The following is a 15557-nucleotide window of genomic DNA, read 5'->3' as shown; positions in this document are numbered from 1 at the left end:
GTATTATGTTCTCATAAATCACATTGATCATTGGTTCTACAGGATATTCTTCTTCAAAAATAATATTTTTCTTTTCATCTTTGAGGAATATTTTGTACATATCCTTATCAACCTTTTCAATTTTTACATACTTACTAATGTCTAAAGGAGTAGCACTAATAATTTTGGATGGACTCGTATTCTGATTATCACAGGCTACAAAAATAACGAATACCATCAAAAATATTAGTAGGAAGGTTGTTTTATTAATCATTTTTTCACCTCACTTATATTTATAGAATTTGAAGTCATCATTCTCAAGACCTTTAATTTTTACTTGAGTCAATAATTTGACATTCCATGGAGGGTTCTCTTTATAAGATTTGGGATATTTATTATGCAGAGCTGCCTGTGCTTTTGGACTATAATATAGCACCGCTCCTCCTGTAATATCTTCTCGTTTGTTAAAATATACATCGACTACAGTTTGTATAAGTTTCTCTATATATGTATTTTCTTTCGATCCTTTTCCCCCTCTACTCTCTAAATAATCCATAGCTTCTTTGTAAGGTTGATTTTTTTGAGTGTATGCATCAAATCCCGTATGCTTAATAATTTCTAACACACTAGTATACTTTTTCCATTCTCCTGTTTCTACTCTATTCATCATTACATTTGCAATTACTTCCCAACTAGTTTCGCTTGAATTAGCAGCTTCCCCGTAAATAGTTGCTATCATAATAACTAGTTCCTCAGTCAGCACAGCATTGTCTATCTTAACAACAGTTCCTTTAACGGTAGTTGGAGGTTGGGTATCATATGGACTATCCCCTACAATTGGTGTATGTACGCTTGGATCACTGTAAAGAAGCGGATTATTATGCACATACGTATACAAATCCTGACTCAACGGATTTTCAAGCTTCTCACCCGTGGACTTATCCTGGATGTAGCTTGTACTTGTGCGCGCTTTAAGGGAATAGTCATTCACGATGAGATCCCCGTTCGCATTCGTCGCCCGGTTCTGTCTGCCCCAGGCATCATAGCTGACCGTTAAGGTGTTTCCAGCCGGATCCATAGAGTATACCGGTCGACCCTGATCGTCATAATGATATTGAGTAAATACCCATTTCCCTGTGTTCTCATCAAAGTGCTCTTCCAACAGCGTGAGTCCCAGCCCGTTATACAGCACATTGGCGTAGGTCTTGACCGCATTCTGGTTGGACAGGTTGGTGAGCGTGTGAATGGAGTCCACTTTTAAGACCTCTGTTCCTGTATTTACGGAATCAAAGTTGCCGGAGGTCTGATTATAGTAGTTGTAATCGGTCACCTCACTATAGACTTCACCCTTTGCATTGGTTCGGTTGGGTTGCGTTTCTTTTGTCAGACGGCCTGCTGCATCGTAGGCATAGAGTGTTGCATTTTGATTCCCGTCCCGCTTTTCAATCACTCTGCCAGTCCCCATATCATACGCCGTCGATGTTTTGACGATCTGCTGATTGGGTTGTCCAATATTTGAATAAGCTTCTTCGACGGTTGGATAGGCATACTGCGTTTCAGCCCCGTAGGTAATAACACTTTTGGTGACTGTTTTTCCGCCCGATGTTTTCTCGGCAGTCGTCTTATACAATCGGTTGGTTCCATCCGGTGCATTTTCATACGTAAAGCTTGTCGTTTCCCCCGCCGCATTCGTGGTGTTTAATACACGTCCCTGTCCATTATATGAATAACTCTCGGATAAGGCGGATGGATCACTTTCACTGGCATACCATGATTTCGAATTTGGAAAATATAAAATAAACAAATATCATGTTTATTTTTCATAATACGGATATCCTTCTTAAAGCAGTAATTATAAAAAAGCAACCACATGGAGGAGACATACTCTCATGTGGGAGCACACTTAAATCAGTGAATCAATGAAATAACCTGTTGTCTCCCAGTACAACTCATTCTGTATTAACATGCAAGAAATATCCTTCACTGGTTCACCGTATTTATTATTTAATGAACTTAAAACATCATCGAAAGTATTACCTTCAAATACAAAAGAAGAGTAAGTGTAGGAATCAGGTAGATAAATAGGATTCCCTACGAAACCTGCCAATACTGAACAATCTGCTCTAACTTCCTCCCTAGTATCAAAAAATTTCAAAAATGAAAACCAATCTACTTCGTTTTGCATCTCAATTAGATTTGGACTAATATTAACTACCATTCCATTAAGCCCCATTAGTCCTACGTGTCCATATTTTTCAAAATGTTCTTTAGGGTCATCACAATAAATAGTAAGCCAATCTAATGAATCATCTCCACTTCTTTTTTTGCTCCATTCTAATTTCAATTGCTTTTTTAAATATTCAACTTTCTCAAATGTCGAATATTTATTTTCAAATAATGCAGTAAATTTCACTCCCATTCTACTTTCTCCTTTCTAAAAAGATTCCATCCCATGCCAATATCACCAATATTCCATATATACATCCCATCTCTTGTCCAGACCTGCATTTCCATATAGTCGTAGAGAGGAACTTTATTTCGTTGAGCTTGCACAAGTCCATAAAAGAGCATATCAAACGCCTCAAACCCTGAAACATTCTCCTATTTTCTTGCATCTAATATAACAGTACGAGTTTGTTTTAATCCACTTGCAAGTTGTCCTGCTCCTGTCGTTAAATTCAATTGGTCACCATTCAACGTTTTCAGTTCTGTCACTAAACCGTCCACCCTATAATCAGGATTTTTATAAGGTTTAAATGTCGCAGGGTCATTCCCAGTTTTTTTGCTAAATAAGTAACATTTTATCCCGTCCATGATAGTATAGTTGCGACTCTAGTCTCATCTAAGTTCGGACCTGCGTCTTTTTGATAAGAAACAGTGCCTACTTGCTCATCATCGACAATGGCATCGTCCCAATCCGTAAAACTCATCCCAAGAGAATCAAACATATCTTCTACTGAAATATCAACATCTAATCGAGCTTCAAGTATATTAGCTATTTCAATTCTATTTCCATATATTAGTGAAAACCCTGCCCAAGTAAGATCCAAACCCTTAGCCTTATGTCCTGATGGGTCAGTATATAGTAATGGGTTGTTCATTACATACGTATACAAATTCAAACTCAGTGGATTCAATCTGTCCTTCATACGTATCCTCATTCTATCCCCCCAGATAGTTGCGATTTATTTTGTATTTTCATAAACATTTAATTGAAATAGCCCGAAGATCGGTAAAGAACGTTGGTATTCCTGAAAATCCGCAAGGAAACGAAGGCGACTATTTTTTGGTTTTTATGGTGGTAACTGAGGATTTTGTTTATAAGCTGAGCATTTTAGTTTTTGAACAATGGGGATAAAATTAGAGGTATTCATGTACGTACACTTAAATCGAAGAAAGAAATAGTTGACGTGGGAATACGACAGTGATGTTTATTTGAATGAATCGATTCAGTCCATTCTGCACTGGGTGGGCTAGGAAAGAAAGAAACCACATGGAGTATGTAACTCACATGTGGTTCTAACTTCATTAATTCAATACATATTCAATTTTTCATTTTGACTAATAAAAACAAATCTCCATCTTGGTCTAAAATAAGTTCTCCCTCATCAGTGTAATAAGTAATATTTCCATTGCCATAATAAAAGTTCTCATACTTCCTATCCTCATATAGGCTTATTTCTTTTAGGGTTTGAGGGTTTAAATCTGTACCCATAGTGCTTTCTTTTATCCAATCAATATCAGATAAAAAGCTTTCATCAGAACTTTTGCTCACTCTGTAGAAAATAGGCTTTTCTTCAGCTTCATTACCAAATTTAATAGAATCTGAAGTGAATACAATTCCCGTTCCAATTAACCCTTTAATATCTTGCTCATCATTCTTCGAACCACCAACTCCATATGCATAAATACTGTCAATCTTCCATTTTCCTATCAATGTTTCCATTAGTTCAGAGTTCGAATCATCAGGAACTACAGATGTATTAGTTATGTCTGTAGCTGGAACTGTTGCTGGAGTTACAGTCTGTGCAATATTCCCATTTTCTGTTCCACATGCTGTAATCAAAAGTACATTTAAAATTAAAATAACAACCATTGATGAATATCTCATTTTATCACCACTTAATTAAGTTAAAAAACCAATAGGGAGCACTCTGTTGTCATTTCTAGTATAATTGCCATTTACAAATATTCCCCATTCGTCGTAGCCATTCTAATCTTCCTCATTCTGTAGCGCTTTTCCAAAAATCTCTCTCATTCCTACTCTCATCTTACTAAGATAAGTCATAAAGATTTCTTTTTCATCTTCTGAAACATATTTTGATTGAGTGTCAATCTGTGTATAGATAAGAAAGAGAATAGCTACAAGCTCTTTTTCAACATTCTTTTCGTTGTAAAGCAAACCTTGTAATTCATCCATCAGTTTATATAGCACACTGAAAGCTGCTTCGTTGATGACTTTCTTTCTTAAGGGCACAATTATATCGTTGGCTATTGCATCAAGCAATAGAATAATCTCCTCAATTCTATTATCCATATATTCCACCCCATTTTATTTAAGTATAGTATTAATTGAAAAATATAACTCCAACAATTACACTTTGAGGAATACTATATTTAATTAATACTGCTAAATGCCACTACAGGTTCGGCTGTAGTGGCATTCCAAAGGTCACCGGTCCAAACCTCTTCATCACTTCCATAAAGTATATGTTCTTCTGCAGACCAAGTTCCTGTTGGGTCTTTTGCAAGTATCCCCTTTCCGGCAGCAAGCATAGGTATATCCTCATCATTGATAGATCTATATATATAAAAAACCTCCGTTTGATTCGTTCATTTTTTCAAGCTTTTCAGCACTGATTATAGGTGATTTTATTCTTTCAGCTTTATTTGAAATTATCATTTGCTGGCTTTCACCTGCAGGAGTTGCAGCAAATCCCCCCCTAAGACGATACCAACAACTGCACCTATTAATCCACCTCTAGAATTTTTTTACATTTCCACTTTCGTATTACCTTAAAATCCCTAAAAATTTCTTTTACAGTTTTAGGGAGCGTTCCATGCCCAGTAGGATCAATATAAATTAATGGATTATTACTCACATACGTATACAAATTCAAACTCAGCGGATTATCAATCTGTCCCTCAACCGTATCCTAGTTTATAAAGCGCACACTGACTAAAGAAGGCGAGAACAGGAAATCGCTCCCAATTACCATTCATTCTATCATCCTGCTTGCAGTACAGGTGTATTCGGTATCGTAGGCTGATTTTTTCTTCATCATGACGTAGAAGATGTTTACCAGCTTCCTCATTAAACAAAAAACAGCTAGTTGTTTCGTTTTACCCTCTGTACTCTTTTGCTCATAGTAAGCATGAAATAGGCATTCTTCTTCGGTTCCCTCTTGGAGCGTGTGACCCCTATTTGACGAATCGCAAGGTTCTTAATAATATCATGCAACTCTCGCTTGGAAAAGCGGATATTATGATCAAGTCCAATGAATGAAGTCCCGTTTGTCTTGGAAATCACTTGCCGTATCACCATCCTTAGTTACAGTGTTATCTGATGTTTCTGAAGTATAAAGGGGCAGGAGAGTTTTCTGAAAGGGGATAACTTTAAGTACCTAAACAAACCCGTAAGTACGTTCATGTTTGGGATAAAATTCATACGTAGCTTACGAGGGTTAAGTTCATTTCGATTTATAAGAATCATTCAATTTCTAGCTCGACCATTTTTTGTTCATTCTAACATTTAAGTTATAAAAGTACTACTTAATGTTATATTCCGGAAATTCACATGGTAGTGGTTTTCGAACCATTTCATCATATTCTTTCTTACAAACACCAAACTGAATATAGTTTTCTCTTGCTTGATTTAAAGAAATATGATTGGCCCCTATACTCCTATCTGGATACATATGTGCCACAACATCATATTGCCAAAAGCAAACATCGCAAATTTCCACAATCACCTCATCGTTGCTTTCAATAGTGTAGTAACCACAACAAGGACACATAGTTTTTCTCATTTGATCCTCCGTATCATTTTTTGGGAGCGTACAAACTTACTTGTTCTAACCAATAATTCAGGCCAGTATCTGATCCGTAATACGTTGTACGCCACCATACGTATTTATTATTCCAAATTCGTTAGAGGCTGTATCATATCTGAAATAGGTACCTTCAGCAGATGTAATTGATAGAGTTGTTTTTGTGGGCTTTTTCTCCAGAAAGTTTCTCGCCCCATTAAGATATTGTTGTTCGTTAGTGAAGTCAAAATCAGATTCATGATCAGCAAAGTCTTTTAACAGGAAGCTCTTTCCTTTTCCATTCGTGAAATCTACCGTAGCATTCCTTATTCCATTATAACGAAGTACGCTTTTCCCCTTGAAAAAGTAACTTTTATCCACTGTCCCTCTAATCAAGCTTTACCCCTGCTTTTTCCACTACCTCACCGACTGATAAATATTATAACCGTTTGAATGATCCATGCAGTACTCTATTGCCTTGTTCACTTTTATATTTCCAATATTAATTTTTTGTTTCATATTCTGATTAACACAATAGTTATTCTCACATAAGGCCAACAATGAAAGCCACATAGGGCTAATCCCTTATGTGGCTAAAATTTCATCTTCACTCTCCTAAAGTAAGTTATTATTGCTATTCTTCAAGAATTAAATAGTAACCCTCCGAATCTGTAAAGTCATATTGCCCAATATTTTTTTCAATATATTGAATAACATCCTTTTTAATAAAAATCAAATAGTCTACTACTGCTTTACAATTTGTACATGGTTCAGCTATACCATCTAAAACTACTTTGCTGAGCCCCTTTATCCCGATATTATTCCCTCCCCATTTTATTTCATCATTAATGAAATACGGATAATCCCAAGTATCACCAAATTTGAATTGGATCTTCATTTTCACTTCTTGATGGCAATTACAACATTTCGAATTTACAACTAATATATTATATGCACTCATTTTAATGTCCCTACTCTCTGCTTGTAATATTAAATGTTGAGTTTCTTCATTAGTTGCTGCACTTCCAATTCTTCCACCTCGTTCACTAAGAAACTGTCGTAATATAATTACACTACTTTTTGACAGGTATTCTTTAGCAGTTGTAATTGAGATGGGTCCCAACGAATTAAGGGATTGTTTCCAACATACGTATAAAGGCTTAAAGATAACGGATTGTTTATCTGCCCCTCATACGTATACATTTATAAACCGCCCGATACTCGGATCATAATACGTGCACGGAGATAGCTTGATATTCCTCTTAATACTCCGCTGCCGTTGCACCTCTTATACCCATGGAATACCTTTTGTCTCTCATGATTTGTTACTACAAAGCCGATATTTTAGCCAAATGTAATCTGCATCGAATACCAGATTGAACAGGTTGTGCTTTAAAACCCCAACAATTCTATACGATATATTGTAAAAAAAGCATCTTCATTAAATGCAAATTTTCTTTCTTTAACTACATAGTCGTCTTCAAATATTTCTATAATATCACCCATTGAAATTGTTGGGATCGGGATTTGGGTCTCTTGTTCAAAGATCAGAATATCACTTTCAAAATCAAAAAATCTTGTCAAAAACACTTTTACAGGTTGGAATTTTGATTCATATTTTGAAATCAGCATGCTTATATTCTCCTTTTACTTACATCTAGTGGAGTTGTAGTTAAGTGTGCACAAAACGCGCATCTTCTCGGATTACTTATAAGCTGTATTCAGTATACTACCGTCAGTGAGAGTCGGATGAGTAAATGATATCACCTGATTATTCACCAAGTAGCTGTACTGCACATTGGCAGACGCATTACTTGTGAGTGTCGAACTACCGTTAGGTCTTGTCCAATCGCTGCTTATCATACTGATTAAAGTAAGTGGGTTAATGCTAATCTATCCATTGCGGACGCATATAGTGAATTTGCATTCTCAGTTCAAGTGGTTTATGCCAAGAAAAAAACCACACGAAGTGTTCACATGTGGGTGTTAAAACTAAAATTCTCAATTTATTAAAATTTGTAAATCAATTAATAACTTTACAAATTCATTTTTGTCTTCTTCGTCCTCCCAATCATATCCTGCTACATAATCAAAATACCAGTCTTTCCTCCCCGATTTTTCATTCAAATAAATCATAAAAAATCTCCCCCCTTTTCATGCAGCATTCAAATGATCGATCTCCCTATAATGCGGAGCTTAAACAATTATCTGCTTCTCTCTAGCTATGAGTGATACAAAATATTTAATTAGTCAGATTTGTACTTAATACTGTAATTATTTTTTGTACTTCCTCATAAAATTCCTGTTCTTCTTTTTCTGTATACCAATTAAAATCTTTTGGAAGGTCAATTTCCTTATTCTCAATCTTCATTAATAGTTTCTTTATATCTTTACATACATTCGAGTTGTTTTCCCAAAATGTATTTTTCACTGAATTCATTGCATTGATAAGTTCACCTTCGTAATGTTTACCGGCAAGTGGGTTCAAAGACAATCTTAAGATCGCCTCAGGAATCACATATTTCAAGTGGAAATTCTGCCTCACTAATCTTGCAATTGAGCCATCAGACAAATCTTTAAGCTTAATATCCATTATGCCTGCAAACCATCCTGATAATGGTACGCTTTTCTCAACTACTATTTTTTCGTGAAATCCTTCAAGCCTGCAAATTTCATCAATGGTAAGTTTTCTGTACTCCAAGAGAATCACCTCCAAATATCTGATAATACAGGATGCCCAACGAATAAAATTTATCACCCATAACACAATCCATTCTGTTTCTGCCTCATTACCAAGCGATTCACTTTACCACCTGGTGGGATGAATTGTTTTCCATCAGTGCATTATAGCAATTGTTCACATCTTATTTGTTCTACTTGTAAATTTTTATAAACTGGCAAAATGCTATCCAGATACCAACTAAAATCAGTAATGTCGATAGCATCTTTTACTTTGATTTTCTTTCTTGCTATGGATAAACTAAACATCATTTGGTTTGTGTTAAATATTAGCAACTCACATCCGACTTCAGAATCTACCCGAAATAGCTCGATTCCAATGATTTCTTTCTGTTCTCGCTTTTTTTTCAAAATATCAAAAAGGATATCTCTATGGAGAGTAGTAGATGTCCATTCAAAATCATCATCATCACCCAAAGGTAGTATAGTAACCTCGCCATTACTGTTGATGTAATTCCAACCTTCGTTTTCAAAGTTCTGAAATAAATCAGTTATTGATAAATTTGTACCACTACGCTCGCTTAAATAAATATTTATCGAAGCTGATATTGACATAAGTTCTCCTCCTTCTTAATTACCACTCAGTAAATTAAATTTCCTTCGTTGTTAACCAATCTTTTGTAGCTTCTGGAATTGGAGTGTTAGAGTGCAGTTCATATGAAGCACCATTCTGAGTTGCAATTTTCAAGCGACTTCCCATGTCTGATTTAACGTGTCTACCATTCGGTCAAACTTCACTATCGCTCCACTGGTATCGACCATCTGGACCACATCACCATGACCATCATACAGGTAGTAGTAATTCTTCGACGCAAGTTCCTTAAAATGATTATTTCTTTGATAACAGGTCTCTAATATAAATTGCATAGGTTTCAGTCTTATAATAAAGGTCTACTAAATCACATTCAGTTTTTTGAATTGGATTATCCCAATCAAAATCTTTAATAATATAAATAATAAATTTGTTAATTCCATCATACCATCCAATATCTAAGATCAAATTGTCAGGGTATTGTACTTTAAACATATCTTCCTTTAATCCATCATCTTCAAAATCAAGTGGTTTGTTAATTTCGATATGAAAATCTTCATATATTACTTTACCGGGATAGAAGCTTATCTTTTCGAACATGTTCATACCATTCTCCTTATTTTGTATACTTTTTATACTCTTGTGGGGGTTTAAGTATTTCCACATTTGTCCCATACTTATATTTCGCAAGTCAAGTTTCATCGAAAACACCATTTATGCAACTGGGGAGTTTATCCAACCAGTCATGATCTGTAGGATTTATCCGAATTAATATCAGCAGATTATCAATCACACCTTCAACCGTGAGGCTTTCTTGTCCTTAGATTCACTTCCGGCAAACACCTATTGCGATTACCTAATCCCCTAATCAGCGCAAAAAAGGCAGCCATCCCCTTTAAGGAGATAGCTGCCCAGCCGGCAAAAATCGAAACCACTTCAGGTCGAACTGGCTGCCTGGAAGGAACAGGAAGGTGACGGTTCGTGGGCCGCTGACCGGTTCCAGAATAAATTCGCGCTCTGTGTAGGTGCTGCTGCCGGCGAATTCCACTAGCTGCTTGGAATCGCCACCTGGACCGCTGAACAGCAGGTGAAGCGTGCTGTTCTCCAGAGGGGAACGTCCGCAAATGACAATCCGCGAGCTTCCCTGTACACCAAAGTCCATCCCCTCATAGATGAGGGACACATTGTTGCCGATGCCTTCAATGGTGGACTCTGTCACGGTGAAGGTATCGCCGTAAATCCGGCTATTCTCAAGCGCGCTCAGGTGCTCATAAGCTTTGCGCTTCTGGACAAACTGGAAGCCTTTCAGGTGGATCTTCTGCCGCAGGACGAAAGAGAGTGACGTGATGCCTTTTAGGCGTTTCGGAAGCTTGTAGGTTTCCTCCTGGTATACATTCCAGCGGGAAGGCTTTTGGTAGATTACCGTGGACAGGCGATTCGCACCCGGCTCTCCGGGAAGGCCTTCCCATATTTCAATCGGGTACTCGCCATCGTCCAGGGAGAAGATAGGCAAGACGATTTCATCCGATCCATAGTCGCCGAAATCAATTCGTTCGAAACAGATCCGACTCTCCCCTTCCCGCGCGGTGGCAACCCCCCGTTCATTCCCGTTGGTCAGGTTCGTACTGGCGATGCTGTGATAGCCGGAGGAGACAAATTCATAAGGGTCCAGGCAGGCCTGCCCCAGTCCTTCAAGTTTGAATTCCATCAAGCCGTACAGCCGGATACCGTCAGCACCATTCGTTGTCCCGCAACGGATATACACTTCGCCATCCCCCAGACCGGTAATGACGGCTTCATGCCCCTTCACCTCAATCGAAGCGATATTCGTATCGATTCCTGCGGCATTTGTAATCCGCCACTCCACCTCCTGGAAGGTGGCGTTCTCGGGATGGAGCTTCACGCGCACCGGGAGCGAGCAATGCTCCGGCGTTAGAGTATTACCCTCCGTGCAGATTATTTCCAGCTTGCGCACAGGAATTTCTGTAGCCTTCTTGCTCTGCACTTCCGCAGATTCTCCCTTGCCTTCCAAAGGGCAGTCCGCATACAGGAACAGTTCACCGTCACCTGAAGTGCCTCGTGCCGGAGCACCTGAATGCAGTATAAGCTCTGCGGAAGCAATCTCCGGTGAAGTCGCCCGCAGAGTGATTGTGCCGTGCTCCAGTGTACCGGCAATTACAGCGAGCAGCTTGCCGCTGAACATCCTGCGGTTCGTACCTTTGTAGGGATCGTAATCGGTGCTGTCCCCATTATCCAGTCCGATCAGCCGTCCTGGTCCTTCTATGCTCAAGTGAACCCGGTTGTTGGCATTCTCCACCTGGAGACCTTGCGAATCCTTCGCCGTGATAGTTACGAAGATCAGATCCTGGCCGTCTGCCGACAATTCATGCTTATCCGGTGTAAGCACCAAAGAAGCAGCATTGCCGAAGGATGAAATTTGCTCCGAGGCAATTACATTTCCCTGTTCATCATAGGCAACAGTACGGAGCACCCCCTCTGAATAAGGCAGCCGCCATTCTCCCAGCAGCTTGTGGCCGTGAACATGGTCAATATCATAGGTGCCCTTGGATACGTCATTGAAGAACAATTCAATCCGCGGAGCGTTGGAGCACACCCGTACATCAATGAGCTGTCCCTCCGAGAAATCCCAGTAAGGGAAGATATGAATCATCGGGTCCGTTCTGTAATCGGTCCATTCTGCCTTATAGATGTAATAAGAGTCCTTTGGAAAGCCCGCCGTGTCCAATTGGCCGAAGTAAGAATTCTTAGTGAAGTAGGGTGTAGGCTCGCCTATATAGTCGAAGCCGGTCCACAGAAATTGCCCAAGGGAATACGCCGCGTCCCGGTCTGAAGTGATACAGGCCTCTGTGCTTTTGGCCCCCCAGCTGGTGGAGCTGTTGCCCAAGGAGGAGCACTGTAGATCGTCATCTGCCAATACCGGCTGGGCCAGCGGAAAATGATAGATCCCCCGGCTTTGGACCGTAGAGCAGGTCTCACTTCCATAGATGAACCAGTCTGGATGCTCCTCATGCTGCCGGTCATAATATTTCTCGCCGTAGTTGTAACCCGCCACCTTGACGATATCGGCGCACTTTTGCGCGTTGTCCCACGGCATGTAATTCGAGCCAATCGTAACGAAGGCATTACCCCGGGGATCATGGGCCAGCACTTCATCCTGCAGCATCCGTGTCAGCTCCTGGCCACGGTCATCGGCGTGGGTATCGTAGATTTCATTGCCGATGCTCCACATGATCAGACTCGGATGGTTGCGGTCCCGGCGCACCCAGCTGGCGATATCCTTTTTCCACCACTCCGGGAAGAACCGGGCATAGTCATAAGGAGTCTTGCTTCGCTCCCACATGTCAAAAGCTTCTGAGACGATAAGCACACCCATCTCGTCTGCCAGTTCCATCAGTTCCACGGCAGGCATATTATGTGCCGTCCGGATGGCGTTCACACCCATCTCCTGCAGCAGCACGAACTGCCGCCGCAGAGCCGTCTTATTCACGGCTGCCCCCAGGCAGCCAAGATCATGATGCTGGCACACGCCATACATTTTGACGTAACGTCCGTTCAGGAAAAATCCCTTTTGACTGTCTAGTTCCACCGTACGAAATCCAAAAGTCTGCTCTTCCTCTTCCAAGATCCCGTCCTGATCCAACAGCTCCGTACGGAGGGTATAGAGGTGGGGACTTCCAATATCCCAGAGCAAGGGCTGTTCGATAGTCAGGCGGCTGCGGGCATGTACCTTCTGATCTCTCTCCTGGGCAGGAACGGCAGATTCCTCCTGCCTGATCACTGTTCCACCTGCATCCATAACCGTATGACGGAGTTTCAGTCCAGTCGTACCCCGTCCTTCCTCTACGTGCAGTTCACAGTCCACATCCACGGTCCAGGACTCGTTATCCGTCCGCCGGGCCGCAATATATATACCATCCGGCGCAATATGCGTCTTTGGAGTTATTTTGAGCCACACTGAGCGGTAAATTCCGGCACCCGAGTACCAGCGGGAATTCGGAGATTCATGAATCACACGCATAACAATCGTATTGTCTCCCTCGGTCAGGTAGGGAGTAATATCGAATTCGAAGGTAGAATATCCATACTTCCATTCACCAACCACATGTCCGTTGACGAACAGGGTAGAATTCATGTATACGCCTTCAAATCGTAGGGACCACAGCTGATGAGCAGGCACTTCGGCCAAGCTGAGGGTGGTTCGGTACCAGCCCTCTCCGTCTTCATAAAGCGCATGCGTGTTGTAAATCAGCCAATCGTGAGGCAGCGTTACAGGCATCCAGTCCGCGTCCGCAAGCACGTTAGCCAGCTCTGAACCCAGCGGCTGCTTGGTGAAATGCCAGCCTCCGTTCAGTTTTCTTTGGATACTCATGGATAAAGTTCCTCCCGTGCATGGTTTGTGGGAATGACATCAATCAGCCTTTCAATGCTCCTACCATAACACCCTTCACAAAATATTTCTGCAAAAATGGATACAACAGCAGAATCGGAGCCGTCGTCACGATAATGGCCGCATATTTCAGGGTTTCGGCTACATCGCGGCTCTGGATAAGCGTAGTGGTGCCCAGCATGCTGGCATTATCGTTCTCCAGAATAATGTTACGGACCACGAGCTGTATCGGGAAAAGGTCCTGATCCCGCAGAAAGATCATCGCGTTGAACCAGCTGTTCCAGTGGCCTACACCATAATAGAGAATCAGCACAGCGACAACCGGCATGGAGAGCGGAATGAAGATTCGGAACAGGATCGTGAAATGTCCTGCACCATCCAGGAATGCCGACTCCTCCAGCTCCTTGGGAATAGCCATGAAATAGGTCCTCATAATAATCAGGTTGAAGGTGCTGACCGCCGTAGGCAGGATCAGTGCCCACAAGGAGTCCAGCAGCCCGTATGATTTCACGATCAGGTAGAACGGAACCAGCCCTCCCTGTAAGAACATCGTGAACACGATGAAGAACATGATCGGCTTTTGCAGCATAACCCCATCCCTGGACAGAAAGTAAGCCCCAAGCGAGGTAAGCGTCATATTCATTACAAGTCCAACCACCAGAATAAAAAATGTATTCTTGAAGCCCGTGAGAATCACCGGATTGTTAAGCACCGCCTTGTAGCCCTCGAGAGAAAGTCCCTGCGGCCAGAGCAGGATGCCATTGAACGAGATCAGACGGTTGCCCTCGCTAAGGGAGGAGAACAGGATATACAGCATGGGATACAGCGTAAGAATAATCATTAGCACCATAATAATGGCATTGCATATATCAAAAATACGTTCACCGAGTGACGTTTTTATCATGGTTGTCCCTCCTTACCACAGACTGTTTTTACTGGCGCGTTTACTGAACGAGTTGGCAAGCAGCAATATAGTGAAGTTGATGACAGAGTTGAAGAGCCCTACCGCCGCACTGTAGCTGTAGCTGAATTCCAATATCCCTTTCCGGTATACAAAGGTTGAGATGACGTCGGCTGTCTCATAGATGCTGGCACTATACAAGAGAATGATCTTCTCGAAGCCGACATTCATTATATTTCCAAGTGCCAGAATCAGCATGATCATAATCGTTGGAAGAATACCCGGCAGTGTCACATGGCGGATCTGCTGCAGCTTCGTGGCCCCGTCAATCTTGGCGGCTTCATACTGCTGCTGGTCAATCCCGGTAATGGCTGCCAGATAGATAATGGTCCCCCAGCCGATCTGCTGCCAGATTTCACTGATTATATAAATGGGGCGGAAGGACTCCGGCTGCTGCAGAAAGGAGATCCGGGCGCCGCCTAAGAAGGCAATGACATCGTTAATCAAACCATCGGATAAGGTAAAATAGCGGATAATTCCTGCCACAACCACCAGCGTGATAAAATGCGGCATATAAGTAATGGTCTGTGTAATCCGCCGGAAGAGCGGGCTCTTCAGTTCATTCAGCAGCAAAGCCAGAATGATCGGTGCAGGAAAACCGAACAGCAGGTTGAAAAAACTTAGTAAAATCGTATTCTTGATGACGCGGAAAAAGTAAATGCTGGAGAAAAACTCCTCAAAATGCTTGAACCCCACCCAATCACTGCCCAGAATGCCTTTGGACGGAACAAATTGCTTGAACGCGATGATCGTGCCATATAACGGTACATAATGAAACAAGACATAATAGATAAGTACAGGAAGAATCATCAGATACAGCCACTTATTGCGGAGCAAATCTTTGCCCAATCTGGTTTTCAGCATATCTTTCTCTCCTTTGCTGCAATGCTAATATCAAGGGCCGCCTGA

At 41.1% G+C, this 15557-nt stretch carries 19 protein-coding genes and 1 pseudogene; all 20 read right to left on the bottom strand.

All coding sequences use genetic code 11. From position 1 onward, the window contains the following. Window positions 1-253, bottom strand: a 253-nt coding sequence (locus tag A3849_RS27995; RefSeq protein WP_143191917.1) for a hypothetical protein, incomplete at its 3' end; no start/stop codon positions are given. A gap of 9 nt (window positions 254-262) precedes the next feature. After that, complete coding sequence (locus A3849_RS32215; RefSeq protein WP_256701028.1) at window positions 263-1609, bottom strand: RHS repeat domain-containing protein; 1347 nt, start codon at window positions 1607-1609, stop codon at window positions 263-265. A 273-nt stretch (window positions 1610-1882) separates the two neighbouring features. Next, entirely contained in the window at window positions 1883-2398 is a 516-nt protein-coding gene (locus A3849_RS27980) for a hypothetical protein (protein ID WP_074114348.1), read from the bottom strand. A gap of 182 nt (window positions 2399-2580) precedes the next feature. Further along, window positions 2581-2793: a CdiA C-terminal domain-containing protein gene (locus A3849_RS33760; RefSeq protein WP_178382822.1), complete on the bottom strand. Its 213-nt coding sequence runs from the start codon at window positions 2791-2793 to the stop codon at window positions 2581-2583. Then, entirely contained in the window at window positions 2781-3128 is a 348-nt protein-coding gene (locus A3849_RS27975; RefSeq protein ID WP_143191916.1) for an RHS repeat-associated core domain-containing protein, read from the bottom strand. The genes A3849_RS33760 and A3849_RS27975 overlap by 13 nt, the downstream gene beginning before the upstream one ends. Before the next feature lie 395 nt (window positions 3129-3523). Next, window positions 3524-4090 (bottom strand): hypothetical protein, encoded by a 567-nt coding sequence (locus tag A3849_RS27970; RefSeq protein WP_143191915.1) that lies wholly within the window; start codon window positions 4088-4090, stop codon window positions 3524-3526. Between the two features lie 102 nt (window positions 4091-4192). Then, window positions 4193-4516 carry a hypothetical protein gene (locus A3849_RS27965; RefSeq protein ID WP_074114345.1) on the bottom strand — a complete coding sequence of 108 codons (324 nt, stop codon included), beginning with the start codon at window positions 4514-4516 and terminating at the stop codon, window positions 4193-4195. Window positions 4517-4596: 80 nt separating this feature from the next. Continuing rightward, complete coding sequence (locus tag A3849_RS33170; RefSeq protein WP_178382821.1) at window positions 4597-4755, bottom strand: hypothetical protein; 159 nt, start codon at window positions 4753-4755, stop codon at window positions 4597-4599. A gap of 992 nt (window positions 4756-5747) precedes the next feature. After that, on the bottom strand, window positions 5748-6008 hold the full coding sequence (locus tag A3849_RS27955) for a CPCC family cysteine-rich protein (RefSeq protein ID WP_074114343.1): 261 nt from the start codon (window positions 6006-6008) through the stop codon (window positions 5748-5750). Between the two features lie 57 nt (window positions 6009-6065). Then, window positions 6066-6404: a hypothetical protein gene (locus A3849_RS27950; protein WP_256701019.1), complete on the bottom strand. Its 339-nt coding sequence runs from the start codon at window positions 6402-6404 to the stop codon at window positions 6066-6068. Window positions 6405-6642: 238 nt separating this feature from the next. Then, window positions 6643-6906 (bottom strand): hypothetical protein, encoded by a 264-nt coding sequence (locus A3849_RS33405; protein WP_074114342.1) that lies wholly within the window; start codon window positions 6904-6906, stop codon window positions 6643-6645. A gap of 212 nt (window positions 6907-7118) precedes the next feature. Further along, window positions 7119-7242: pseudogene (locus A3849_RS34125) on the bottom strand (RHS repeat-associated core domain-containing protein); the annotation flags it as partial. Window positions 7243-7400: 158 nt separating this feature from the next. Then, entirely contained in the window at window positions 7401-7640 is a 240-nt protein-coding gene (locus A3849_RS27940) for a hypothetical protein (protein WP_074114341.1), read from the bottom strand. A gap of 369 nt (window positions 7641-8009) precedes the next feature. Further along, entirely contained in the window at window positions 8010-8144 is a 135-nt protein-coding gene (locus A3849_RS33755; RefSeq protein WP_256701018.1) for a hypothetical protein, read from the bottom strand. 106 nt (window positions 8145-8250) lie between these two features. After that, window positions 8251-8709, bottom strand: coding sequence for a contact-dependent growth inhibition system immunity protein (locus A3849_RS27935; RefSeq protein ID WP_074114340.1), 459 nt, complete (start codon window positions 8707-8709; stop codon window positions 8251-8253). A 143-nt stretch (window positions 8710-8852) separates the two neighbouring features. Further along, window positions 8853-9302: a hypothetical protein gene (locus A3849_RS27930; RefSeq protein WP_074114339.1), complete on the bottom strand. Its 450-nt coding sequence runs from the start codon at window positions 9300-9302 to the stop codon at window positions 8853-8855. A 274-nt stretch (window positions 9303-9576) separates the two neighbouring features. Beyond that, a complete protein-coding gene (locus A3849_RS27925) occupies window positions 9577-9879 on the bottom strand; it encodes a hypothetical protein (protein ID WP_074114364.1) in 303 nt (100 codons plus the stop codon). A gap of 295 nt (window positions 9880-10174) precedes the next feature. Further along, entirely contained in the window at window positions 10175-13669 is a 3495-nt protein-coding gene (locus A3849_RS27920) for a glycoside hydrolase family 2 TIM barrel-domain containing protein (protein ID WP_074114338.1), read from the bottom strand. A gap of 43 nt (window positions 13670-13712) precedes the next feature. Then, the gene (locus tag A3849_RS27915) at window positions 13713-14591 is read right to left on the bottom strand and encodes a carbohydrate ABC transporter permease (RefSeq protein WP_074114337.1); all 879 of its coding nucleotides are present in this window, start codon (window positions 14589-14591) and stop codon (window positions 13713-13715) included. Between the two features lie 12 nt (window positions 14592-14603). Then, the gene (locus A3849_RS27910) at window positions 14604-15512 is read right to left on the bottom strand and encodes an ABC transporter permease (RefSeq protein WP_074114336.1); all 909 of its coding nucleotides are present in this window, start codon (window positions 15510-15512) and stop codon (window positions 14604-14606) included. Between the last annotated feature and the right edge of the window lie 45 nt (window positions 15513-15557).

Origin of the sequence: Paenibacillus sp. P46E, from assembly GCF_001909095.1 — a bacterium.
GTDB classification, from domain to species: Bacteria; Bacillota; Bacilli; order Paenibacillales; family Paenibacillaceae; genus Paenibacillus_AQ; species Paenibacillus_AQ helianthi.
This window is presented reverse-complemented; position numbering and strand designations above follow the sequence as displayed.

Coding starts and splice junctions, on each gene's coding strand:
- A3849_RS27910 (WP_074114336.1), bottom strand. CDS start 15,512: ATGCTGAAAACCAGATTGGGCAAAGATTTGCTCCGCAATAAGTGGCTG.
- A3849_RS27975 (WP_143191916.1), bottom strand. CDS start 3,128: ATGAAGGACAGATTGAATCCACTGAGTTTGAATTTGTATACGTATGTA.
- A3849_RS33760 (WP_178382822.1), bottom strand. CDS start 2,793: ATGGACGGGATAAAATGTTACTTATTTAGCAAAAAAACTGGGAATGAC.
- A3849_RS27925 (WP_074114364.1), bottom strand. CDS start 9,879: ATGTTCGAAAAGATAAGCTTCTATCCCGGTAAAGTAATATATGAAGAT.
- A3849_RS33170 (WP_178382821.1), bottom strand. CDS start 4,755: ATGCTTGCTGCCGGAAAGGGGATACTTGCAAAAGACCCAACAGGAACT.
- A3849_RS27980 (WP_074114348.1), bottom strand. CDS start 2,398: ATGGGAGTGAAATTTACTGCATTATTTGAAAATAAATATTCGACATTT.
- A3849_RS27965 (WP_074114345.1), bottom strand. CDS start 4,516: ATGGATAATAGAATTGAGGAGATTATTCTATTGCTTGATGCAATAGCC.
- A3849_RS27940 (WP_074114341.1), bottom strand. CDS start 7,640: ATGCTGATTTCAAAATATGAATCAAAATTCCAACCTGTAAAAGTGTTT.
- A3849_RS27955 (WP_074114343.1), bottom strand. CDS start 6,008: ATGAGAAAAACTATGTGTCCTTGTTGTGGTTACTACACTATTGAAAGC.
- A3849_RS27930 (WP_074114339.1), bottom strand. CDS start 9,302: ATGTCAATATCAGCTTCGATAAATATTTATTTAAGCGAGCGTAGTGGT.
- A3849_RS27915 (WP_074114337.1), bottom strand. CDS start 14,591: ATGATAAAAACGTCACTCGGTGAACGTATTTTTGATATATGCAATGCC.
- A3849_RS33755 (WP_256701018.1), bottom strand. CDS start 8,144: ATGATTTATTTGAATGAAAAATCGGGGAGGAAAGACTGGTATTTTGAT.
- A3849_RS33405 (WP_074114342.1), bottom strand. CDS start 6,906: ATGAAGATCCAATTCAAATTTGGTGATACTTGGGATTATCCGTATTTC.
- A3849_RS27970 (WP_143191915.1), bottom strand. CDS start 4,090: ATGAGATATTCATCAATGGTTGTTATTTTAATTTTAAATGTACTTTTG.
- A3849_RS27920 (WP_074114338.1), bottom strand. CDS start 13,669: ATGAGTATCCAAAGAAAACTGAACGGAGGCTGGCATTTCACCAAGCAG.